We start from the raw sequence: 24368 nt of genomic DNA, 5'->3' as shown, positions 1-24368 counted from the left end.
TGGGTCCGAGCTTGTGAATGCAGTAGTAAAGCATTGTTTCATCCCTGAAAAGTACTTACGCAGCCACCTTGGGCTGCGTTTTTTTAAGCTTTAAAAAGTATTTACTTTTTAAAATACGCGTTTAAGAATGCAGTAAAGGATAAAGTGTCGGCGCTTTCAATTGCAGCTCTAGCTTCATTAGAATCTATTACTTGCTGCTCAAGCCACGGCTTTAAAAACTCACTATAATCGGTAGATTCATGACTTTGTTTGTATTTATTGGCAAGCGCTAAAGCGAAGTGTCCATTATCTAAGCCAGACTCTTTAAGTTGTGCTACATAATGCCCAGAATAAGTAAGCTCAGGCTTGTGTATCCACGTCGACATTTGCTCTATGGTGCTCGAGTAATAATCAACGCCATATGCGTTGTCCATCCACTTAGCAACATCAGCAAGTTGTGTGAATATCTCATCTCCCCAAGACTGCAGGCTGCGAGCATTATTATTAAAGTTAAGCATCAAACCGGCTTCTCTACCTTGATTTACAACAGTATCAAGGTTTTCAGTGCTACGTGCTTGCTCTTTCCAGTCCATTTCTGGTGAATCTTTTAATAAGCAGTACGTTAAAAATACGTCTAAGAAGTGGATTTGTTCAATATCAATACCTACTTCACTAAACGGGTTAACATCTAAAGCACGAATTTCTACATACTCAATACCCGCTCTGAGTAAAGCATCTGTTGGTGTTTCACCGCTTTTTGCATTACGTTTAGGACGAATAGGAGAGTAAAACTCGTTTTCAATCTGGAGTATATTTTTATTTAGCTGCTTAGGCGTATTGCTCGTGTAATCGTCAAGGTCGCCGTAAATATCTGAGGGTGTATTGATTGCTTTTTTAAGGCCTGCCACATACTCATCGAGTGAATTATACATAACACGCAGTGATGATTGAGCGCTGTTAGTATACCCTAAATTACCAAGTCGTAATGCAGTGCCTACTTCTAAATAAAGCGTCCCTTTACCTAACTTTTTAAACGGTAAATCGGTTTCTCGCCCTTGCAAAAATGAGCTACATAAAGCAGGCGAGGCACCAAACATATAGCTTATTAGCCACAACTCACGTTTAAAATTACGTATTAGCGAGAGGTAACCATCCGAAATAAAATCTTGAAGGCTTGCATCGCTTTGTTTTAGTGAATGCAGCGACTGCCAAAGAGAATCAGGGAATGAAATGTTAAAATGCACACCTGCTATTGCTTGCATCATACTGCCGTAACGGTTTTTTAACCCTTCACGGTACAGTGTTTTCATTTTACCTGTATTCGAATCGCCAAACTGGGCAAGCACAATATCGTCTTGGTGTTCGATAAAACACGGCATACTTATAGGCCATAGCAATTCATCGCCCATTTTTTCAAGCGTAAACTTTTGCAGATCTTTTAATTGCTTAAGTGTTTGCGTAGACGATTCGCTAACAGGAGTAATAAATTCAAGTAAAGACTCAGAAAAATCAGTTGTAATATGCCCGTTAGTTAATGCACTACCCACGCCTTTTGGGTGTCCCTTGTCTGAGATTACGCCATCGTTTTTAATTCTTAGCGACTCTCGCTCTATACCACGTTTAATGCCTTTAACTGCGTATTGGTGCTCATTTACAGATAACGCTTCAAGTGCGTTAGTCAAATCATGTGTTGTCAAAAAATCTTTCCTCGGGCCACGTGGCTTAATCATATGGTTATGGGGGCTAATTACTTAGACTCAAGATAAATTAATAAGAAGAATGTAAATTCTCACTAATTACGAATATTTATCAGCTTCCTACATACGCTCTATGTAACCAATATGATTAAATTTAGTCATAATCTTGCCACTGCTATTGGTATTATACAAATGCTTAAGTGTGTATTTATGCAAAAATTAAATACATAAAAGTTATGTACCTAACAATAGACCTAAATTGTTCCAAAAGAAGCACAAAAGTTTCTGACTTTTCTTCTCATTAAAAGTTGATCTAGATCAATAAAAGTGATTATTTAAAGGGTTCCTCTGTATCTGACAGCTTCTTTTTTTGCTTTGTACCGACTAAACAATATAATTGCGCCAACAGTAAAGGATGATAAAAAATTTTATGCGCAATAATAAAAGCTTAAAAAATGAAGAAGTACATTTTGAACACTCGCAAGAGCTTGTCTCTACCACTGACCTAAGAGGGGTAGTTACGTATGCGAATCAAGGATTTTGTTCCGTAGCAGGATATAGTGAGCAAGAGCTGTTAGGTAAAAACCACAGTATTGTACGTCACCCTGATATGCCTAAAGCGGCTTTTAAAGAAATGTGGGAAACATTAAAGCAGGGCCATTCATGGCGAGGGATGGTAAAAAACCGTTGCAAGGATGGGCGTTATTACTGGGTAGACGCATTTGTAACACCTATATTTGAACACGGTCAGCTTATTGGTTACCAATCAGTTAGAACAAAACCTAGCGAAGAATTAAAAAAACGAGCACAAGAACTTTATAATAAAATTAACGCCGGAAAATCAATATCAAGTATTCGTGAGCACAGTCAGCTTAGACAGATTATTAGCCTTAGTTGCGTGTTAGTATGGCTTGTGAGCGTTGCTATACTTGCCTCGGTAAACATGGCTTTCATCAGTTTATTAGTGATAATAGGTGTTGTTGCCCTTAATTTTGACGAATTAATTAAAACCCCTACTGTTTTACGAGAACAAAGAGCAAAAGCTGACTCTGTATCGCGCTATGTATATAGCGGAAATACCCCTCACAGCGTAAGTGACTACAGAGAACAACTACTTACTGCTAAATTACGCACCGTTTTAGGTCGCGTTAAAGACTCCACAGAAAGCTTTAACGGTATTGCAATTAATTTAGATGAGCAGTCAACCCTCACTGAAAAAGGAATTGCATCACAAGGTGAGCGCCTTGAACAAATTGCATCAGCAATGACGCAAATGAGCTCTACAATCGGCGAAATATCAACTAATACCGCTGAAACTGCTGACAAGGTAAATTCAACACATCAAAGTTGTTCAGAAATAAAAGAGCACATTGCTGATAATAGTTTTATGGTTACTGATTTAGCTTCTCAAGTTGAGCAGGCAGCCACTACCGCAAGCAGTTTAGCTGATGAGGCTGATAAAATAGGGCAAGTAATGAGTGAAATTGAAGGTATCGCGGATCAAACTAACCTACTTGCACTTAATGCTGCCATTGAAGCTGCTAGAGCAGGTGAACATGGCCGTGGTTTTGCAGTTGTGGCTGATGAAGTAAGAACCCTCTCCTCTCGAACTCAAAATGCCACCACTCAAATTCACAGCTCGATTAAAGAAATACAAGATACCTTATTTAACTGGTCAAAAGTAATGCAAAGCACTAAAACCCAGGCCGATAACTGTGTTAATACAACGGCGCAAACTCAGGATGAGTTAGAGGGTATTTTTAATCAGATAAGTGAAATATCGCAATTAGCGATGCAAATATCTTCAGCTGCAGAAGAGCAACAAATGGTGAGCAACGATATTAGTCATAACGTTACACAAATTAAAAGCTTTAGCGATAACAATCTAAGTTTAAGCTTTAACGTAGCAACAGGTGCAGCTGAACTTGTAGAGGGCTCTCGTAAAGTAAATGATTTGCTGCTCACATTTAAAGTATAAAAAAACCGCTATATAAATAGCGGCTTTTTTCTGTAGCTTAGAGGTTAACGATTAGCAAAAACTAATCCTTCGTCATTTGCATCTATTGTGATGACACTACCAGATAAGTAATCTCCACTAAGTAGCTTTTGCGCTAATGGATTTTCTATAGTTTGTTGAATTGCACGTTTTAGTGGACGCGCCCCATAAACAGGGTCAAATCCACTGGCTGCAATTCGCTCAAGCGCTGCATCACTTATTTCAAGTAAGTAACCCATTTCAGTTAAACGCTCACGAAGTTTCATCAACTGAATATCAGCAATTTCTTTTATGTGCTCGTTAGCTAATGGGTGAAATACAACTGTTTCGTCTATTCGGTTAATAAATTCAGGCCTAAACTCGCTAATAAGTACATCCATTACTTTATTTTTAAGTGTTGCATAGTCGTTGTTGCCAGCTTGTTCTTGAATGATATCTGAGCCTAAATTTGAAGTCATAATGATCACAGTATTTTTAAAATCAACCGTGCGGCCTTGCCCATCAGTTAAGCGTCCATCATCAAGCACTTGCAGTAAAATATTAAATACATCAGGGTGTGCTTTTTCAATCTCATCAAGCAATATTACCGAGTATGGTTTACGACGAACGGCCTCGGTTAAATAACCCCCCTCCTCATAGCCAACATAACCAGGAGGTGCCCCTACGAGACGTGCTACTGAGTGTTTTTCCATAAACTCAGACATATCAATGCGTACCATGGCATCTTCGGTATCAAACATAAAGCCTGCAAGCGCTTTTGTTAACTCTGTTTTACCAACACCTGTTGGGCCTAAAAATAAAAATGAGCCAATCGGGCGGTTAGGATCAGCAAGCCCCGCACGTGAACGACGTATAGCATTTGCAACCGCTACAACGGCTTCGTCTTGTCCTATTACTTTACTATGAAGCTTATCTTCCATTTGCAGTAGCTTTTCACGCTCACCTTGAAGCATTCTTGATACAGGGATACCTGTCCAGCGTGAAAGTATTTCAGCTATTTCGTCTTCCCCTACTTGGTTTTTAAGTAAGGTCATTTCTTGCATTTCAGCTTGAGACGCTAAATCGAGCTTACGCTCAAGCTCTGGAATACGCCCGTATTGCAATTCTGACATACGTTGTAAATCGCTAGCTCTGCGTGCCACATCTAAGTCTAAGCGTGCTTGTTCGAGCTCTGCTTTAATAACTTGAGTGCCTTGCAGTGATGCTTTTTCTGCATTCCAAATTTCATCAAGCTCTCTGTACTGGGAGTCAAGATCTGTGATCAGCTCTTGCATTTCACTGCGGCGCTTTTGACTCGCTTCATCTTTTTCTTTAGCAAGTGCGTTATCTTCAAGTTTTAACTGAATAATTTTTCGCTCAAGCTTATCAAGCGACTCTGGTTTAGAGTCAATTTGCAAACGTATAGAAGAGCCGGCTTCGTCTATTAAATCAATCGCTTTATCTGGCAATTGGCGGTCACTAATATAACGATGCGACAATTGCGCAGCAGCAACTATTGCAGGATCAGTAATTTCTACAGAGTGATGCAATTCATAGCGCTCTTTTAAGCCACGCAAAATTGCGATGGTGTCTTCAACTGATGGTTCTTCAATTAATACTTTTTGAAAACGACGTTCAAGTGCTGCATCTTTTTCTATGTATTTGCGGTACTCATCAAGCGTAGTTGCCCCCACACAATGTAGCTCGCCACGAGCTAGTGCAGGCTTTAGCATATTGCCCGCATCCATCGCACCGTCGCTTTTACCGGCACCTACAATAGTGTGTATTTCATCAATAAATAGGATGACTTGGCCTTCTTCTTTAGCCAACTCGTTGAGAACTGATTTTAAACGCTCTTCAAATTCGCCACGGAATTTAGCGCCTGCAACTAATGCCCCTAAATCTAACGATAAAACACGTTTATTTTTTAATCCTTCAGGTACTTCGCCATTAATAATACGCTGCGCTAACCCCTCAGCAATGGCTGTTTTACCAACACCTGGCTCACCTATTAAAACAGGGTTATTTTTAGTACGGCGCTGGAGTACTTGAATAGTGCGGCGAATTTCATCGTCTCGACCTATTACGGGATCAAGCTTACCTTGCTCGGCACGCTCAGTTAAATCAATCGTAAATTTTTCGAGTGCTTGACGCGTTTCCTCAGCATTAGGATCATCTACCTTCTGTCCACCTCTAATTGCTTTAATGGCATTTTCAATTTTTGTAGAGGTAATATTTAGTGAGCGGAATATATCGCCAAGTGGCCCTTTATCTTCACATGCTGCAAGTACAAATAGCTCACTCGAAATGTATTTATCTTTGCGTTTTTGCGCATATTTGTCACATAAGTTAATAAGTGATGCCATGTTGTTTGACAACTGTACATCGCCTCCAACACCTTCGACTTTAAAGAGTTTTTCAATTTCTTGAGAAAGTTTGGTATTGAGCTCGTCAGCACTAACTCCTGTTTGCGCAAATAGCGCTCGCACACTTGAGCCACTTTGTTGTAGCAATGAATACATTAAGTGCACTGGCTCAATAAATTGATGGTCGCGACCAAGCGCTAAGGATTGCGCATCAGAAAGCGCAGATTGAAATTTGCTCGTAAATCTATCTAAACGCATGAGGGTTTACCTATTTAATAAACTAATTGTTTAATAAATGGGTATGTTAATAGAAATGTTCAAGGTGTGAGGATAAATATAATCACTAATGTACGCTTTACTTGCGCCAGATCAAACTTGCCATACGCCCTGTTTGACCATCGCGGCGATACGAAAAAAATTGCTCTTTTTGTAAAACAGTACAATGCTCACCGCCACTAATATTTGTAACCCCCAACTGTTGTAACTGAATACGGGCTATGTGATAAATATCAGCAAGGTATTTTTTATTTTTTTGCAGCTTAAACGCATCAATAAATAAAGCCGAATGTGCTTTAAATAAATTAAAAACCTCTTCACCTACTTCAAACTGTGTGGGCCCAATAGCAGGACCTAACCAAGCATAAATTTTAACAGGGTTCGTTTTGAAGTAACTGAGAGTATTTTTAATAATCCCCTGCTCTAAACCACGCCAGCCACCATGAATAGCTGCTATTTCTTCGCCATTGTCACTCGAAAGCAAAATGGGTAAGCAATCTGCAGTCATTATCGCTAAAGGCTGACTTTTAAGTGTTGTGAATAGCGCATCGCCATCATGCAATTGAGTAAAGTCAAACTGCTCATCAACAACAATAACATTAGCACTATGTGTTTGATTAACCCATATAGCCGGAGCTGGCAGTTTTTTGGTGAGTAAAGCGCGATTTTGTAATACATGGTTTTTGTTATCACCTACATGAAACCCCAAGTTCATATTTAAAAATGGTGCTTTTGATACACCGCCTTCACGTGTAGTACTGAGAGTATCTACACTATCAAGGCGTTGCCATGGAGCTGATAACAAATACATTATCTATCGATATCAGGGTTTGCTTTAGTATCTTCACGAAGCGCAACCGTCATAGCGACCATATCATCAGGAATAGGTGCCTGCCATGTCATCATTTCACCTGTAATTGGATGAGCAATGCTGAGTTTTACTGCATGCAGTGCTTGGCGTCTAAAGCTGCGAAGCAATTCAAACAACTCAGGAGTGGCACCTTTAGGTGGACGCGGACGCCCGCCGTATGATTGATCGCCAATTAACGGATGGTTCAAGTGAGCCATGTGTACACGAATTTGGTGCGTACGGCCAGTTTCTAAGCGTAAACGTAGACGTGTGTGCGCACGAAACTTCTCAGCAACACGGTAGTGAGTAATCGCGGGTTTACCCATTTCATGTACTGCCATATGAGTACGCTGCGTAGGATGGCGGCCAATCGCTTTTTCAACCATACCACCAGCAGTCATGGTGCCATTACATAGCGCTTCATATTCACGAGTGAAGTTTTCGCGCTTTTGTAGTGCTTTCACTAAATGCGTTTGGGCCTGAATCGTTTTAGCTACAACCATTAGGCCTGTAGTGTCTTTATCCAAACGATGGACAATACCCGCACGCGGCACATTTATGATTTCAGGATAGTAATGTAATAGTGCATTAAGCACTGTGCCATTTGGATTACCTGCACCTGGGTGGACCACTAACCCCATAGGTTTATTAATAACCAAAATATCATCGTCTTCATAAACAATGTTTAATTTGATATCTTGTGCTTCGTATTCACGCGGTGCTTCAATTGTTGTTTCAACATTTACAACTTCACCACCTAGTAGCTTTTCGCGTGGTGTGTTGAAAATTTCACCGTCTACGGTGATTTTATCATCCAAAATCCACGTTTTTATACGAGAACGTGAATAATCAGGGAACAATTGTGCTAATACTTGGTCTAGACGTTTACCACCTAAGTCGGTAGGAACATCGGCTTGAAGAGAAATTTGCTCTGACATTAGTAACTTTACCCAATTTACCAGTGCAAGCTTTGCTCGACTGGGTTAGAATCGCTTTTAATAAAAGCATAATATAATACGCATAGTTTACTCGGTTTTACCGACTTGGCCTAGCCGAAGACATCGAAGGTAACAAATAAAATGATAAATAAAATAGGGAAACGTGCATTCGCCATTGTTTTTTCAGCTTCTGTACTTAGTTTAGGCGCATGTTCGTCTGCACCAGACCAAGAAGATATTCAACGTGTACCTAATAAATCTGCACACGCTCTATACGAAGATGCAAAAGAAACACTAGATTCTGGTTTATATGCGCGTGCAATTGAACTTTTAAGCGCTATAGATTCACGCTACCCGTTTGGCCCATTCTCTAAACAAGTACAAATGGATTTGGTATATGCACATTACCAATCAGGCAATACTGAACAAGCACTTGCAACAATCGATCGCTTTATTCGATTAAACCCAAATCATAAAGATCTTGATTATATGTACTACATGCGTGGTTTAGTAAATATTAAAGCCGATAAAAACGCATTCCAAGAATACTTTGGCGTAGACAGAGCTGACCGTGACGCAAATCGTACACGAGTAGCGTTTACCGATTTATCTACTCTTGTTAAGCGTTTTCCAAAAAGTGATTACGCACCAGAGGCTAAACGCCGTTTAGTGTGGCTTTTGAACCGTATGGCGCGTTATGAGCTAAAAGTAGCAACTTACTATTACGAACGTGAAGCTTACTTAGCAGCCGCTAACCGAGGCAAGTATGTTGTAGAACATTATTCGCAAAGCAGTTACTTAGAGCCTGCTTTAGAAATGATGGAAAAGAGCTACGATAAACTTGGCTTAACAGAGCTAAGCGAACATGCTAAACAAACCAGAATGGTAAATAGTAGAAATAAATAAACAAAAAAGGCGCTTACTAAAGCGCCTTTTTCTATACCATATTGTCATTATACCAATCTGCTTATATGTGGGATCTATTTAACGTCAAGAAAATTACGCTAGAACTAGGCAAAAGTTTTTTATCTAGTTGTTCTAAATAAAAAATTTTAACTACGTAATAGTGCAATTTAATTCGTTAAATTGATCAAAGATTTACGCATGTTGGTATTAAATAGCTTCTTCATCTTCTTCAGCAGTACGAATACGAACAACACGCTCAACATCAGTCACAAAGATTTTACCATCGCCGATTTTCCCCGTTTGCGCTGTTTTAACAATCACTTCAATTGCACGATCAACGTCTTCATCGCTTAGTACAATATCAAGTTTAACTTTAGGTAAAAAATCAACCATGTATTCTGCACCGCGATAAAGCTCAGTATGCCCTTTTTGGCGCCCAAAGCCTTTAACTTCACTCACAGTCATACCTGTAATACCCACGTCAGATAACGCTTCGCGGACATCATCAAGCTTAAATGGTTTTATAATTGCTTCTATCTTTTTCATATTAATTACTTTTTAAAGCTTCAGTTGCCTCGATTTTAGACAATCGAGAAGCCCATAGCAAACAAAGTGATTGAATTTGATGATAAAACAATCAGCCATGGTATTATTATTTTCACAAAGATAGCTATAATAAACTATCAAGCCATATATGAGATTAATATGAAGAACAAGCATAATGGATTCACCCTCTTAGAGCTTATGGTGACCGTAGCCATAGTCGGTATTATTGCATCAATCGCGCTTTGGAATAGTAGTGACATGCTTGAGGAAAACAGAGCTGAGAATTTTTTATTAGAATTAAAAAGAAATATTGCATATGCACGCTCACAAGCAGCAAGCACCGATGAAATAGTTGTTGTATGCCCTACAGGGCAAGGAAAAGTTAAAAACAAACAAGATACGTTCAACTGCAACGCAAAGTGGGATGAAAATAAGATTATTGTTGTATTTATCGATGTTGATAATGACGGAAACTACAATAACGCCTCTGATACATTACTAAGAGCAATGGAAGAAATATCAGACAACGATAAGCTGTCGTTTGAGGGTAACGATCGTCGCTTACGTTTTAATACCAGTGGTAGAATTACAACAGCCCCTGGAGACTTCATTTTTTGCCCCAATAGCACCAATGAAAATAATAAAGCGTTAACCGTATCTCAATCAGGTACTGCTTTCTACGTTGGTGATACGAATAAAAAGTGCGGTTAAAAAACACACAATTCATATTGCCATATTTTCATCATTTACTACACTGAGCTAATACACTTTATAACTCAGGACTTCAGGGATGAAGATATCAATATATAAAAATAAAGGTATGACACTACTCGAACTAATGATTTCGTTAGCCGTTGTGAGTGTTATTAGTCAACTCTCTATGTGGTTTTATCCAGATTTTCTAGCCAATAATCGCTTAGATAGCCACGTAAACCTTCTGCATAGAAACATTAATTACGGGCGACTCTACGCTATTGAAAATGGTACTTACGTTACGCTTTGTGCTCTTAAAGATAACCGATGCAGTAAAGAGGAGTGGGCGGGTAAAATGTCATTATTTATAGATATTGATAAATCAACTACATTAGATGATGACGAGCTCCTATTAAGTATATTTGAAGAGGCTCATCACGATGACAGCCTTGAATATCCTCGTAGCGCAATTACTTTTAGACCTGATGGCTCATTGAATGGTTTTCAAAATGGGACATTTATTTATTGTCCCAATACTGATAAAGCCAGGCTTGATGGGCTGGCTTTATCAGTAAGTCAAACGGGACGTATCAGAATAAAATCAACAAATAAATGCCAAAAAAATTAAATTAACGTCCCCAACAATACTCAACATCTGAATTACCTTTAGTACCTTTAGCGCCTTTGTAACCGGTGTCTGTAATTGTAATTTCTTTACAGTCAGTATCACCTTTAACAGCACCAGCAATAGGCTTTGCGGTAATGGTAAAAGTATTATCGTCATCATCTACATCTATAGATAACTCAAAATGACCATTCTCAGTTTTGTCTTGCAGCCCTAAATCAGAAAATACTTCCGTGTACTCACTATTATCTACAAAATATTGCTCTTCTTTATTTGCTGCATCGAGTAATGCAGCAGCTGCCTCAGCACGTGATGCACGTTTTACATACTCCGTATAATTGGGCAACGCTACTGCTGCTAAGATACCAACAATTGCAACAGTAATCATTAGTTCGATTAGTGTAAAACCGCGAGTTAATTTAATCATATATATACCTTAATTACTCACTTCATCATTTTCTTCGCGTTTATAAATATAGGTTTGTTGTGTTTTAAAACCAAAGCCTACAGTATCAGAATCATTTACCAATTGTACCGTACCGTCAACAACAGTTAAGTCGGGCCCTACTAGCTCTACAGGCTTCATTGGGTTTTGAGCATTTTCATCTTTAATCCCAGGTCCAATTAAATAAAACTGGCTCTCTTGCGTTACTTCAATAGTAGGATTGTTATCGCATTTACCATCACTATTTCCGTCTGCGCACGATGGTCCCTCCCCAAAATATAATTGTGGCGTATCGGGCACATCATAGCTAGTGGTAAATTTTAAGTCGTCATATACTTTCGTTCCGTAATGTAGATGAAAAGCATATAAAGAACCCGCGCCACCACTTAACGAGCATTGATTTTCAGTTGACGTATCCGATGATGGAGTAAAACTTGTAAAGTATGCAACACCTCCTACAACGGTCGCCGCAGCTAGTGATTTTTCACCTGTTCCAAGCTCATAACGCCAGCCTTTAAACTTAGCTAAATCAACTTCTAGGTCAATAAACTCGTCTACATCGTCTAATGCATTACCAAACGGATCGCTGTTCATTTGCATTAAATCTGTTGGTTTTATTATTGTAGGAGCGCTCGTGAATGATTGAGTAACTGTGTTTTCATCTCTTATCATAAACAGTTGATCGTCTTCATTAGTGCCTGTTGGTTTAGAACGATTGCCACTGCCTATTACAATTGCATCATAGGGCGTATCCAAACGTGTGATAACTGTTTCACCATTAACCGTTGTTTCACTTACTTTACTATAAAGTGTACGCGCTACAAGTGGTTGATAGAAAAAGCGTCTATCCTGACTCGCTAATGAACTACCTAACTCAGCAAGTTTAAAGTGAGTAAAATCACTCGTACTGCTTCCTGGCATGTCAATTCGCCAAATATCCCCACCAGTATCTGCAGCGTAAATTCTATCAATATACCCATCGTAATCGGAGTCCAATGTAGATAAATTAGCGGCAATTGAATGCTTACCTTTAAAGCCATTTTCGCTCGGCGTTAAAGCCCACACCTTTTTACCTGTTTCAGCCTCAACAATATAAATACCACGACCTATTGAATCTTCACTTCTAACTGCTGCATCTTTATTTGTATCATACCCTGCACCAAACACTAATAGGGGCTTGTTTCCAAAGGCTTTAATATAGGCAATTTGTGGTTTTGACCACGTTTGCCCCAACTCTGTAAAATCCCCCTTGCCACCTTCAATCGGGCTATTCCATAATTTCTTTGGTTTATTAGGGTCTGTTATATCAAGTGCATAATAGTTCTGTCCACCACGACGCATCCCAGTAAAAGTCCATACATCATCGCCATCGCTAGCATCTATGATTCCATCATTAGCGCCGTCGTCATTTAAGCTTTTATCACTAAAGTAAACACTAATTGGACCATCCATGCCATACACTTTAGTATCAGCCTGATTTTCACGTAAAGGTTCAATAATGTCGTATAAGGCTGATGGTATAAAGGCCCAACTTTCGCTAACCGTCTCATCTGAGTCCTTAAACATATGCAAAAATCCAGCATTAGTACCTATTAAGATTCTAATGTCATCGTTGCCATAATCTATTGCGACCGGTTTTGAGTGAAGGGGGTCACCAAAAATATCTTGGCGCTGATCGACACTCGAGCCATCTCCGTCTTCATCATCGACATCAATACCCATAGCCCATTTTATATCGTTGCTTGATAGACTTAGCGGATTATTATCAACGGCATCGAGAATATCACTCACCACAGAGGTATTAAAATCAACAATAGCTCCCTGGTTATCTGTATATAGATTACGACTATCGGAGTCTAACGTAGTCAAATGCCGGTTAACGCCACCTTGGGCAACTAAATTACCATCAGGAGCTTCGCCATCTGGTAACCAAAACGTTTCTGCATTTTCGTCAATTAAGCCACTATCATCAAGCGCAGATAGCCCTTTAGAATCAACAATTTGACTCCCTGACACTTTTAATTTTTTTAAATTCCCGCGCCATCTAGCGCCTGTTTCTGGATAAAACATGGCAAAGTAAATAGCATCACGGCTACGGGTTTGATCGACATTATTACTAGCAACTGACGGTGAAGAGAAGCTGTCATTTACTTCCCTAATTCTAGAAATGGTATTTTTTAGTGCTTCAGATAAAGCCTCTGATGTTCGAGCTTCTAGGTACTGTCCACCACCTATCGAAGCAGCTCCCTCTAATAACTTAATGCCATCGGCACTCATACCTGTACCAAAACCAATCGTATACACTCTACCAGTATCTAAAACATCGCTAGTATTTGAATATAAATCTACCTTAGTATTATTAGTTCCATGAATGATTTTAGATAAAGCCACTAAATAACTATTTGAATAATCACCATCAACAAAAGGAATCGACTCATCAAATATGTCATTGTGAACACTTTTTATTTGATTGTTACGATCACTATCACTTGTTGGGTCGCCATCTGTCATTAATATTAAATTTATTGAGTTATCACACCTCAAAGGGTCGCCAGCGCCTTTTGCAAAAGGCGACTTATAGCTCCCACTTGCATCTGCGCTTTTATCTCGATTGTTTATACCATTTGCAAAATCGAGACTTGCACCTGTAATGTAACGATAGGCCTCCCAAAGAGTCTCTGTTATTGGCGTAGAACCACTTGCTGGAAGATCATCAATTTCGTCTAAAATATTTGATTTGCTAGCGCCAGATCTTGCAAGTACATACCCCCCTGAACCACCGTTAAAACGCATTAATCCAAAATCAATATCATCGTTATCATTTACTAACTGTTTAATAGCATTTTGAGCAACGTTTAATCGGCTGTCATTACATGAAGCAGTTGGATATCCACCACTATAACTGTTACCTGATGTATTTGTGCCATTATAAAAACGGCTATAACGTATTCCCTGATTACTAGTTGCTCTTTTAAAACATTGATTGGTATCATTTACATTATTACTTTCAAAACAGGTTACTTGATAGAAGCGTGGAGTAGTTCTACCTACACCATCCCATTGGTAACATTGTCCTCCATCCGTCACATCCCAAGCCATGCTGCCTGAAGTATCAAATATCATTAGTACTCTTGGGTTTTCATCTGTCTCTACATCATGGTTTACATAAAGCTCTATATCTTCAGCAGTAACAGATGCAGTGAGTGTAAGGCCAATTAATGAAGCAAATACTTTATTAAATTTCATATTAAATCCCCTTACTTGTGCTAGCCATTTCTTGGGCTACACCTGTAACAATGGTCAGTTCATGCTTAGCTTTAGAGCCGTATTTAATTGTAGTAGAGACTTGTAACATATTGCATGAAATTCCTGCCGTAAAATTAAATCTACGTGGGCACTCTAAATCAAGTGCGCCTTGATTGAGATTGATCATTTTACTTTTCATATCATTGTGCTCAGCTATAACCATACCTTCTGTATCAGCATCGGTCATAGTAGTAACTTCATCAGGTGATAAAAAAAACTGATTTGCAGCCCCCTTGTTAGCCTCATCAGAAATCATTCTTTGAACCTCACCAAGTAGCTTATTTTCTGCAACTTCACGTTCTTGTGCAGCATTAGTAATTTTAATATCAATACTGCTGCTACTCATTAAAGTAACGGCTATACCTGTTACAGCGATAACCATAATAAGCGCCGTGATCAATACAACACCTTGCTGCTTAGCTCGTAACTTTATTAAATGCGCCATAGATTAGCTCCTACATTATTCAACCTAATTGTGGTTGTGAACACTGTGCGTCTGTAGCTGTCAGCGAATGAAAGCTCTCGTTTATCTTCATCTTCGCCCAAGGTGTATGTTTGATTTTTAATTTTTACCCCAGGATCTTCTTGTAGCGATCTTATGAGTAAAAATACTTGTACAGTTAATATGCCCTTTCTGTTTTCCCAATCTGTATGCTCCATATTATTGATACTTCTGTATGTATCAACTCGGCTATCACTATCGGTATCAAGACCAAAAATAAAGCGCATATTTTCAACGCCCTCCATTATAGTTTCGGTCGTAATTTTGCCACCAACTAAGCGTTTTCTCATTAATGCTGGCACCTTGAGGCTTTTATTATTTACTGTATAAGTTTGCTCTGATAAGTAATAAACATGATGGCTGTACGGCCATATTGATGCATTTACATTGATAGAACCTGCACCTATTACACCACGTTTAAATTGAGCCTTTTCTTGCTCTGCTATAAAGTAGTTTTCATCAGCCTGCGTTTCACCTGTATCAAGCTGATTGCCTTGTAAAAATTTTAACTGAATAATATCTGTATTTTTAATAGGGTTACTTGCACAGTTTAGCTCTTTTGAAGAAACAGCCACTTTGGCATAAATAGCTCTAAAGTTACTCGCTGTTGATAAATCAGGAAAACTGCCGTTATTTAAACCCTCGGTACAATCAGCACTGGGGTTAGATAAGGATGTCGTATTAGCGGATGTAAACGAATCATCATAATAAGTACCCCAAAAGCCAATCTGTTCAATATCACGTTGCATTATATTTATAGCTAACCGACCTGACTCCTGAAGCTCACCAATAGTCATCGTATCCTTAGTGATTACCTTCATCCCTATATAAGTGAACATGACGCCACCCAAAATTAGGCCACCTATAAATAACGAAATCATAACCTCTATAAGTGTAAAACCTGTTTGCTTCATGTTAGCTCCTGAGGTAAATGTAACTAGTTAAAACTACTAAGCGGCGTTTTTTATCCGCTGTGCCACATTTTATAGCGGCGGTAGCATCATTAGCGTTAAACTCCTGTCGTCCCTGCCATGAAACTATTACTTCTAAGTTAAATGCCTTACCGCCTGAACCTGCAACTGCTGTTGGCGCTATACATACTGTCGCGTCGTCTAGCGACCCTGTGTTTTCCCGCGCTCGAATGGCGCGTTTCCATTGCTGTAAATCAAGCGCAGCAACTTGCGCTGCAGTGCATGAACCACTAAAACAAGCCATAGAGGTAGACGTTGAAGTTTCACTATTAAATGTTTGCGTATACAGGGCGACTAACTGAGCAGTATCATTTGCACGAATGCGCTGCACAATATCATTACCAAGGGCTACAGCAGCAGCGCGTTGCATGGAATCAAAGCTTGCCTGTTTTGCTTTTGCTTGAAGCGCTACGGCACCTAATAAACCAAAGCTTAAAATGATAAACGCAATTAGCACTTCAATTAAAGTGAAGCCTTTTTGTGTGTTAGTCTGAGGGGATCGCATAGTGAACCAAATAAAAATTATCTAATAGTAAGTTTATGTCATTCTAATTTAGTTTCAATAATTACTAGGATAGGCGGTTAAATTTGTTGATAAACGGTTAAAAAGCACTAAAGTCCGTTTATCTTTAGCGGTTAAATTTAAAGTCATATGATTGGAGTTTAAATAAGTCAGAGCCTATTTAATATGGTTGTTCTTATGACTAGACGATATCATAAGAATAGCCTCCAAAACCACGGAGCTAGAAACCTTGTGCAGTTATCCCCTAGATTTAGCAAACCTCAACCCTGGAAGATAATAGGCTCTAATTTAAAATATTTTTTACTGTTTTTAGCTCTCGCCTGCTAACGGTTAAATGATCGTTGCAACCCATAAGCTCTACGCTATGCACACCTGAGCCATGAGTATTTAAAGATAAAAGTTTGCTTTTATTTACTAAAGTATTTCGATGGATTCGTACCAATTGAGTAGGATACTGTGATTCCAGTTGCTTTAGACTGGATTCAATAAACGCTTCCCCGCCTTCAAATACCATATTAGTGTACTTTTCTTGGGCATTAAAATAATAAACATTGTCAAGCTCAACACTTTTAGTCGTTCCCCCCAACTGATAACTAATTTTAGTTGAGTGCTGTTTTTGCACATGCGCTTTGTTCAAGCGTCCAACCTGATCTAACACTTTTACTATGGATTGTTTTGTAACTGGTTTAACTAAATAACCTGCAGCACTCAGTTGCAGAGCATCAAGAGCATGTTCAGGGTGCGCGGTAATAAACACAACAGCTGGAGGTAAAGCTAAATTATTCAACTCATTCGCAACCTGCAACCCATTTAAACCAGGCATATCAACGTCTAAAAATATTAAATCGGGGGCGTATTTTTTAATAAATAATAAGGCTTCATTACCATTACTAGCTTCACCTTTAATAACTATATTTTTATTATGTGCTAGCAAACGGGTTAAACGCATTCTTGCTAATGGCTCGTCATCAACTATTAATATATTCATAAACCACCCTCAATATTCTTTTTGGGGATAACTACTTTCACTCTAAATACATCGTTTTTATTGGTGATGGTAAGCTGAGCTTTATTTTTATAATAAATATTTAAACGTTGACGAATATTATCAAGTGCCATGCCATTTTTGGGCCGAGTTTGATTATTAGTAATAGTGATGGGGTTAGAAACAATCATAGTTATATAACCGGGAGTAATATGCAGCTCAACATTAATAATTGCGCCACTTTCGCTTATTTCAACACCATGACATACTGCATTTTCAATTAGCGGCTGAAGGGTTAAACATGGAATATGCAATGCAGGAAGTTCACTTGGTATGTGCCAATTAACCTTTAAACGCTCCCCAAAGCGCCACGTTTCCAAAGCGATATATTGCTTGCTCAATGCTATTTCATCACTGAGTAATACACTTTTCCCTGAGCGCATTGCTGCTTGAGATAAGGCTGCTAGAGCTAAAATAGCTTGCTCAGCAGCACCAGCATCGTGATGAGTTAGCTCTGCAGCTGTATTTAAGCTGTTATATAAAAAGTGCGGACGGATCCTAGCTTGTAAGGCGTCCAACTCTGCGCGAGAAAGTGCCTTGGTTTGCTGCTCTTTTTCAGTATAGATAAATAAAAACTGTACAAACAAAGCGGCTAATAACAAAACTGTAACGCAGTTTCGCAATACAAAATAAATAAGGTTATCAGCCTTATCTATATCAAACGCAAATTGAGAAAATAAAACACTATATATGCAGGTAAATAATAAAAACGAGGTAAAAAATAGTGTTAGCTGAAAAACGTCTGTTCGCTTTTGTAAAAAGCGTTTAAAAAGATACAGAGCGGAGGTGCTTGATAAAACAGTTAAGTGTAAAAATAAGCTAATAACCCCAAGGCGTAACCAAATGTCACCTTGGATATTTGGCGCAAACGCCAATACAACAGCTATAACTTGAGTAACAACAAGCGAGGCAAGTACCCCTCGCTCATTAAAAAGAGCTGAAAAAAGCAATACATCAGAATGAACCGACTTGCTCATAACAGCTCTCCTTGTAATCTAAATAATTAATTTATATAGATTAACGTAGCTCAACAGGAACGGCAAATACGATGTTTTCTTCTTCACCTGGGTTTTCTACTACCTGCTTGCCACCAAGCTCTTTTAAACGCGTTATTACTTGCTGTACCAGTACTTCTGGTGCAGATGCTCCAGCCGTAACACCCACAGACTTAGACTCTGAAACCCATTGCTCTTGCACATCAGCTGCATCGTCAATTAAATAAGCCGTTGTGCCCATTTTATCTGCAAGTTCACGTAAGCGATTAGAGTTAGAGCTGTTTTTAGCCCCTACAACTAGAAGTACATCAACTTTATCAGCTAAATCACGTACCGCATCTTGGCGGTTTTGCGTTGCATAACAAATATCGTCTTTTCGAGGTCCATCTATAGCAGGAAACTTCTCGCGTAGTGCGTCAATGACATCTGCAGTATCATCTACTGAAAGCGTAGTTTGGCTACAATAAAATAAGTTTTCAGCATTTTTAACATTTAGCGCAATAACATCTTCCGCGGTTTCTACCAGGTAAATTCCGCCTTCATCGTTATCGTACTGCCCCATTGTACCCTCAACTTCAGGGTGGCCATGGTGTCCAATCAAAATACATTCAGTACCTTTGCGGCTAGCGCGAGTAACTTCCATATGAACTTTAGTCACCAGCGGACATGTTGCATCAAATACTTTTAAGTCGCGGCGTTTCGCCTCAGAGCGTACCGCTTGCGATACACCATGAGCACTAAAAATAACAATGCTATCGTCAGGTACTTGATCAAGTTCTTCAACGAACACTGCACCACGGTTTTTTAAACCGTCGACTACGTAACGGTTATGTACCACTTCGTGACGAACATAAATTGGCTTTTCGAAAATATCTAAAGCACGCTCTACAATGCTGATTGCACGGTCAACACCCGCACAAAAACCACGAGGGTTAGCTAATAAAATATCCATTAGCCTTCTACCTCAATAATATCTACTTCAAATGTTAGGCGCTGACCCGATAGCGGATGGTTAAAATCGATAGTAACCGACTCCCCTTGCACTTCTCGAACAAGCCCAGGAAGTTCAGTACCATCAGGTTGTGTAAACGCAATGATAGCACCTACTTGAGCAGGTGTTTCTGGGCCAAACTTACTACGGTCAACATAGTAAATATTATCTGGATTTGGCTGACCAAAAGCATCTTCTGGTTCTAATTCAAATGTTTTACTTTCACCAGCAGTTAACCCTAATAAACACTTTTCGAAATTTGCCGTTAAGCTACCATCACCCATTGTTAATTTTGCAGGTTTGTTATGAACCTTTGTAGAGTCTGCGGCAGAGCCATCTTCTAACTTAATAGAAAAATGAAAAATAACTTGCGAGTTTTCACCAATTACAGCTTGGCTCATGCTTTATGCTCCTTCGGACTTTCGCCTGTAAAGGCATCAAATAATAATAACGCGGCACCAATACAAATAGCGCAATCAGCAATATTAAATACTGGAAAGTGTGACTTATCGTAAAATACATGGATAAAATCAATTACATAACCATAAGCTATACGGTCATATAAGTTGCCTATGGCGCCTGCAAGTACTAACGCATAAGCACTACACAATATTTTGTTTGTAGCTGGTAAGCGCTTAAGCCACCAAACAAGTAACCCACTAATCGCAATAGCTATAAAGCTTAAAAACCAACGTTGCCAACCACCTGCTTCACTTAAAAAGCTGTAGGCTGCACCATAGTTATGTACGTAAGTAATACTAAAAACAGGCAGTAAATTTATAGACTCTTGATAAGCCATGGTATTCACAACTAGTGTTTTACTGGCAAAGTCTATTACTAACAGTAATAGACTCAACCAAAGCCACACTAAACCACTTTTTTGGGCTAGTTTGCTCACTGAGTAAAGCTCCTAAGCGAATTGACGCTTTTCACCTTCGCCATCAACATTACTTACGCAACGGCCACAAATTTCAGGGTGAGCAGGGTCAATCCCTACATCGTCGCTGTAGTGCCAACAACGCTCACACTTAGCTGCATCTGTTGCTGCAACGCTAATGTATAGACCTTCAATTTCTGTTGCTTGCGTATCTGCTGGTTGGCTATCAACCTGCTTAACGTTTACTGCTGATGTTAACAATACAAAACGAAGCTCATCACCTAGTGAAGCAAGTGTGCTTGCAAGGTCTTTATCCGCAAATAAATTAACTGTTGCTTGTAGTGTTGCACCAATTACTTCTTCTTTACGTGCAGCTTCTAACAAGCGGTTTACTTCATCGCGTACATTTAAAATTGCTTGCCAGTCATCGTTACTAAACTGACTGCTCGTTGGTGCTTGTAAGCCGTCGTACCATACTGATGTAAATACGTAATCACTGCGCTCGCCTGGTAAGGCTTCCCAGATTTCTTGTGCTGTAAAGCTCATAATTGGTGCCATCCAGCGCGTCATAGCTTCTGCGATATGGTAAAGCGCAGTTTGACAAGAGCGACGCGCATGGCTTTCACTTTTAGCTGTGTACTGACGGTCTTTAATTACATCTAAGTAAAACGAGCCAAGTTCACCGGTACAGAAGTTCATTAGCTTTTGCGTTACTAATAACATTTGGTAGCTATCGTAAGCGGCTAAAATCTCGTCTTGTAACTGTGCTGCACGACCAACAATCCACTTATCAAGCTCAACCATGTCATCTACAGCAACTTGATCAGTTTTAGGATCAAAACCATTTAAGTTAGCTAATAAGTAACGGCTAGTGTTACGAATACGACGATAACGATCTGCAGAGCGTTTGAATATTTCATCAGACACAGTCATTTCTGCCGTGTAATCGGTAGAAGCAACCCACAAACGTAAAATGTCAGCACCTAGCTTATTCATTACATTTTGCGGAGAGATAACATTACCCAGTGACTTAGACATTTTACGACCGTTTTCATCAACGGTAAAACCATGCGTAAGCACTTGTTTATATGGTGCATGTCCATTAATCGCAACCGATGTCATCATTGACGACATAAACCAACCACGGTGTTGATCAGAACCTTCAAGGTATAAATCAGCTGGGCCAACTAAGTCTTCACGTGCATCTACTACACATGCGTGCGACACACCTGAATCAAACCATACATCTAGCGTATCTTGCACTTTCATGTATTGCTTAGCATCTTCTTCGCCAAGTAAAGTAGCCGGCTCTAGGTCATACCACGCTTGAATACCTGACTTTTCAACAAGCTCTGCAGCTTGCTCGATAAGCTCTTGGGTATTTGGGTGTAAAGCACCGGTGTCTTTATCAACAAATAAAGCAATTGGCACGCCCCATGTACGCTGACGAGATATACACCAATCAGGGCGGCCTTCAACCATGTTAGAAATACGGCTTTCGCCCCATTCAGGCAACCACTGTGTATTTTTGATTTCTTTAAGAGAATCTTGACGTAAATTAGCCTGTTCCATGCTTACAAACCACTGCGGTGTAGCACGGAAAATTATTGGCGTTTTGTGGCGCCAACAATGCGGGTAACTGTGTGTAAGTGCATGATGATGTACTAATGCACCGCGCTCTTTTAATACTTCAATTACGCTCGCGTTTGCTTTAAATACATGTTGACCTGCAAAAAGTTCAGTATCTGGTAAGTACACACCATTTGCACCAACAGGGTTAGCGACTTCTAGGTTGTAATTTAAGCCTGCCACGAAATCTTCTTGACCATGACCTGGCGCAGTGTGCACCACACCTGTACCTGAGTCAGTAGTAACGTGTTCAGCAACAATCACAGGTACATTAAAGTCATAAAAAGGATGCGCTACTTGCAAGTTTTCAAGTACAGCCCCTTTTACGTAACCTAAAACGTGGTAATGATCAAAGCCAAAACGGTCCATTGCATCTTTAACAAGTTCTGAGCCTAAAATTAAACGCTGCTGTGCGCCTTCATCTTCAACTTGCACAAGCGCATATTCTAAATCGGCATGAACAGCAACAGCACGGTTTGCAGGAAGCGTCCATGGCGTTGTTGTCCAAATAACAGTGCCAACACTACCTTGGCCTTCATGGCCTTGAGCTAGGTCAAACGCATTTACTACTGCGTCTTGGTCAGCAAAAATAAAGCGTACATCAATTGCTGGCGACTGTTTATCTTGATATTCAACTTCTGCTTCTGCTAATGCAGAGCCACAATCTGTACACCAATGTACAGGCTTAGCGCCTTTGTGTAAGTGACCGTTTTTTATAATACGACCAAGCACACGAATTGCATTCGCCTCAAAGTCAAAGTTCATTGTTAAGTAAGGCTTATCCCAATCAGCAAATACGCCTAAACGTTTAAAGTCTACTTTTTGACCTTCAACTTGCTTTTTGGCGTACGCACGGCATTTTTCACGAAACTCACTCGCCGTAACTTTTACACCCGGCTTACCTACTTTTTTCTCAACCATTAACTCAATTGGTAAACCGTGACAGTCCCAACCAGGTACATAAGGCGAATCAAAGTCTGATAAAGTTTTAGACTTAACAATAATATCTTTTAAAATCTTATTTACTGAGTGGCCTAAGTGGATGTCGCCATTTGCATACGGAGGGCCGTCATGCAAAATAAAGGTCTTTTTACCCTTTTTAGCGCTGCGAATTTGACCGTAAAGGTCGTCTTCATACCATGCTTTAAGCATTTTTGGTTCACGTTGTGCCAAATTGCCACGCATTGGAAACGGTGTTTCCGGTAAATTCAAAGTATGTTTATAGTCGCTCATTTATCCTACATTCCGTATCTATCGGCTGCCTAATTTAAACCAAAACACTGCTTAGCGGCGGCAACATCTGTTGCTATTTGCGCCGTGAGTTGTGTTAATGTCTCGAATTTTTTCTCATCGCGGAGTTTTTGTATTAACTCCACGTGCATAAATTGTCCATAAATGTCTTGTGCAAAATCAAAAAGATGAACCTCTAAAAGTGCACGTGTTCCATTAAATGTGGGTTTGTTGCCTATATTTGCAACCCCAAAAATTTGTTTACCTGCAATTGTAGCTTGCACAGCAAACACACCATTAACAGGGCAAACTTGGCGTTTAAGCGCTATGTTTGCTGTTCTAAATCCAAGCTCACGGCCTCTTTTCCAGCCATGTATTACGCGCCCAGAGATAGCGTAGTCGTGGCCAAGCATCACTTTTGCACTGGCTAAATCACCAGCAGCTAATGCTTCACGAATCAATGTGCTGCTCACTCTAGCATTTAACTGGCGAAAACTCGCTGTGCTTTGCACATCCATTCCCGCCTGATTACCCATACTAACGAGTAAATCAAAATTGCCTTTGCGCTGCTGCCCAAATCTAAAATCATCACCTACTGTTAATGCTTTAACACCAAGTTTTTTTATAAGTATGTCGCTTACAAACTGTTCTGCTTGCATATTTGCAAATTGCTGATTAAAGCTAATACAAATAACACGCTCAATACCTAAATCGCTCAATAAACGCAGTTTATCACGTAATCGCGTAAGTCTTGCTGGGGCATTGTTTTTAGCAAAAAACTCTTGAGGCTGAGGTTCAAAAAGCATTACTGTACTTGGTAAGTTGTGCGCTTTAGCATCTGCTAACAAACCTTTTAATACTTGTGAATGACCTAAGTGAACACCGTCAAAATTACCAATAGTCAGCACACACCCAAAGTGATGCGCTCGAATATTGTGTATACCTCTAATTAACTCCATGCCACCTAAAGCCTTTTTTCAGCGAGTATTATCACGACTTATAC

At 39.6% G+C, this 24368-nt stretch carries 21 protein-coding genes; 4 read left to right on the top strand and 17 right to left on the bottom strand.

The window, feature by feature from the left end; all coding sequences use genetic code 11:
- Positions 1-101 precede the first annotated feature (101 nt).
- A complete protein-coding gene (gene gshA, locus J8L73_RS01675) occupies positions 102-1676 on the bottom strand; it encodes a glutamate--cysteine ligase (RefSeq protein ID WP_210999223.1) in 1575 nt (524 codons plus the stop codon).
- Positions 1677-2106: 430 nt separating this feature from the next.
- On the opposite strand from gshA, the gene J8L73_RS01670 reads away from it, so the two are divergent.
- Positions 2107-3654 (top strand): PAS domain-containing methyl-accepting chemotaxis protein, encoded by a 1548-nt coding sequence (locus tag J8L73_RS01670; RefSeq protein WP_211014408.1) that lies wholly within the window; start codon positions 2107-2109, stop codon positions 3652-3654.
- 44 nt (positions 3655-3698) lie between these two features.
- On the opposite strand, the gene clpB is transcribed toward J8L73_RS01670, so the two are convergent.
- The 3 genes from clpB to rluD all read right to left on the bottom strand — a co-directional run bounded on the left by clpB (position 3699) and on the right by rluD (position 8081).
- Positions 3699-6275, bottom strand: a complete 2577-nt coding sequence (clpB, locus tag J8L73_RS01665; protein WP_211014406.1) for an ATP-dependent chaperone ClpB — start codon at positions 6273-6275, stop codon at positions 3699-3701.
- A 97-nt stretch (positions 6276-6372) separates the two neighbouring features.
- On the bottom strand, positions 6373-7104 hold the full coding sequence (pgeF, locus tag J8L73_RS01660; protein WP_211014404.1) for a peptidoglycan editing factor PgeF: 732 nt from the start codon (positions 7102-7104) through the stop codon (positions 6373-6375).
- Positions 7104-8081: a 23S rRNA pseudouridine(1911/1915/1917) synthase RluD gene (gene rluD, locus J8L73_RS01655; RefSeq protein ID WP_058548510.1), complete on the bottom strand. Its 978-nt coding sequence runs from the start codon at positions 8079-8081 to the stop codon at positions 7104-7106. The genes pgeF and rluD overlap by 1 nt, the downstream gene beginning before the upstream one ends.
- A gap of 141 nt (positions 8082-8222) precedes the next feature.
- Here rluD and J8L73_RS01650 point away from each other — a divergent pair, with 141 nt between their 5' ends.
- Positions 8223-8987 carry an outer membrane protein assembly factor BamD gene (locus J8L73_RS01650; protein WP_058548511.1) on the top strand — a complete coding sequence of 255 codons (765 nt, stop codon included), beginning with the start codon at positions 8223-8225 and terminating at the stop codon, positions 8985-8987.
- 207 nt (positions 8988-9194) lie between these two features.
- Here J8L73_RS01650 and glnB read toward each other — a convergent pair whose 3' ends face one another.
- Positions 9195-9533: a nitrogen regulatory protein P-II gene (glnB, locus tag J8L73_RS01645; RefSeq protein ID WP_058548512.1), complete on the bottom strand. Its 339-nt coding sequence runs from the start codon at positions 9531-9533 to the stop codon at positions 9195-9197.
- 159 nt (positions 9534-9692) lie between these two features.
- On the opposite strand from glnB, the gene J8L73_RS01640 reads away from it, so the two are divergent.
- Both J8L73_RS01640 and J8L73_RS01635 read left to right on the top strand, forming a co-directional pair.
- The gene (locus tag J8L73_RS01640) at positions 9693-10244 is read left to right on the top strand and encodes a GspH/FimT family pseudopilin (RefSeq protein ID WP_211014402.1); all 552 of its coding nucleotides are present in this window, start codon (positions 9693-9695) and stop codon (positions 10242-10244) included.
- Positions 10245-10323: 79 nt separating this feature from the next.
- Positions 10324-10854 carry a GspH/FimT family pseudopilin gene (locus tag J8L73_RS01635; protein ID WP_210999218.1) on the top strand — a complete coding sequence of 177 codons (531 nt, stop codon included), beginning with the start codon at positions 10324-10326 and terminating at the stop codon, positions 10852-10854.
- 1 nt (position 10855) lies between these two features.
- Here the strand turns inward: J8L73_RS01635 and J8L73_RS01630 are convergent, their stop codons facing one another.
- The 12 genes from J8L73_RS01630 to ribF all read right to left on the bottom strand — a co-directional run bounded on the left by J8L73_RS01630 (position 10856) and on the right by ribF (position 24324).
- Complete coding sequence (locus J8L73_RS01630) at positions 10856-11278, bottom strand: type IV pilin protein (protein WP_247659534.1); 423 nt, start codon at positions 11276-11278, stop codon at positions 10856-10858.
- A gap of 9 nt (positions 11279-11287) precedes the next feature.
- Positions 11288-14542, bottom strand: a complete 3255-nt coding sequence (locus tag J8L73_RS01625; RefSeq protein ID WP_211014400.1) for a PilC/PilY family type IV pilus protein — start codon at positions 14540-14542, stop codon at positions 11288-11290.
- A gap of 1 nt (position 14543) precedes the next feature.
- Positions 14544-15047 carry a pilus assembly protein PilX gene (locus J8L73_RS01620; RefSeq protein WP_211014398.1) on the bottom strand — a complete coding sequence of 168 codons (504 nt, stop codon included), beginning with the start codon at positions 15045-15047 and terminating at the stop codon, positions 14544-14546.
- Positions 15035-16018, bottom strand: coding sequence for a PilW family protein (locus J8L73_RS01615; protein ID WP_211014396.1), 984 nt, complete (start codon positions 16016-16018; stop codon positions 15035-15037). The genes J8L73_RS01620 and J8L73_RS01615 overlap by 13 nt, the downstream gene beginning before the upstream one ends.
- A 1-nt stretch (position 16019) precedes the next feature.
- A complete protein-coding gene (gene pilV, locus J8L73_RS01610; protein WP_210999214.1) occupies positions 16020-16580 on the bottom strand; it encodes a type IV pilus modification protein PilV in 561 nt (186 codons plus the stop codon).
- A 301-nt stretch (positions 16581-16881) separates the two neighbouring features.
- The gene (locus J8L73_RS01605; protein ID WP_211014394.1) at positions 16882-17586 is read right to left on the bottom strand and encodes a LytTR family DNA-binding domain-containing protein; all 705 of its coding nucleotides are present in this window, start codon (positions 17584-17586) and stop codon (positions 16882-16884) included.
- The gene (locus J8L73_RS01600) at positions 17583-18620 is read right to left on the bottom strand and encodes a histidine kinase (RefSeq protein ID WP_211014392.1); all 1038 of its coding nucleotides are present in this window, start codon (positions 18618-18620) and stop codon (positions 17583-17585) included. The genes J8L73_RS01605 and J8L73_RS01600 overlap by 4 nt, the downstream gene beginning before the upstream one ends.
- Positions 18621-18660: 40 nt before the next feature.
- Entirely contained in the window at positions 18661-19590 is a 930-nt protein-coding gene (gene ispH, locus J8L73_RS01595) for a 4-hydroxy-3-methylbut-2-enyl diphosphate reductase (RefSeq protein ID WP_210999211.1), read from the bottom strand.
- Positions 19590-20030 (bottom strand): FKBP-type peptidyl-prolyl cis-trans isomerase, encoded by a 441-nt coding sequence (gene fkpB / locus J8L73_RS01590; protein WP_104643094.1) that lies wholly within the window; start codon positions 20028-20030, stop codon positions 19590-19592. Before fkpB ends, ispH begins: the two co-directional genes overlap by 1 nt.
- Positions 20027-20527 carry a signal peptidase II gene (gene lspA, locus J8L73_RS01585; RefSeq protein ID WP_058548524.1) on the bottom strand — a complete coding sequence of 167 codons (501 nt, stop codon included), beginning with the start codon at positions 20525-20527 and terminating at the stop codon, positions 20027-20029. Before lspA ends, fkpB begins: the two co-directional genes overlap by 4 nt.
- Positions 20528-20539: 12 nt before the next feature.
- Complete coding sequence (ileS, locus tag J8L73_RS01580) at positions 20540-23368, bottom strand: isoleucine--tRNA ligase (RefSeq protein ID WP_210999210.1); 2829 nt, start codon at positions 23366-23368, stop codon at positions 20540-20542.
- 29 nt (positions 23369-23397) lie between these two features.
- Positions 23398-24324: a bifunctional riboflavin kinase/FAD synthetase gene (ribF, locus tag J8L73_RS01575; protein ID WP_211014390.1), complete on the bottom strand. Its 927-nt coding sequence runs from the start codon at positions 24322-24324 to the stop codon at positions 23398-23400.
- Positions 24325-24368 lie beyond the last annotated feature (44 nt).

This window comes from Pseudoalteromonas sp. MMG006, from assembly GCF_018101025.1.
In the GTDB taxonomy this organism is placed as follows: domain Bacteria; phylum Pseudomonadota; class Gammaproteobacteria; order Enterobacterales; family Alteromonadaceae; genus Pseudoalteromonas.
The sequence above is the reverse complement of the archived record's forward strand: the minus strand, read 5'-3'. Positions and strand labels throughout refer to the sequence as shown.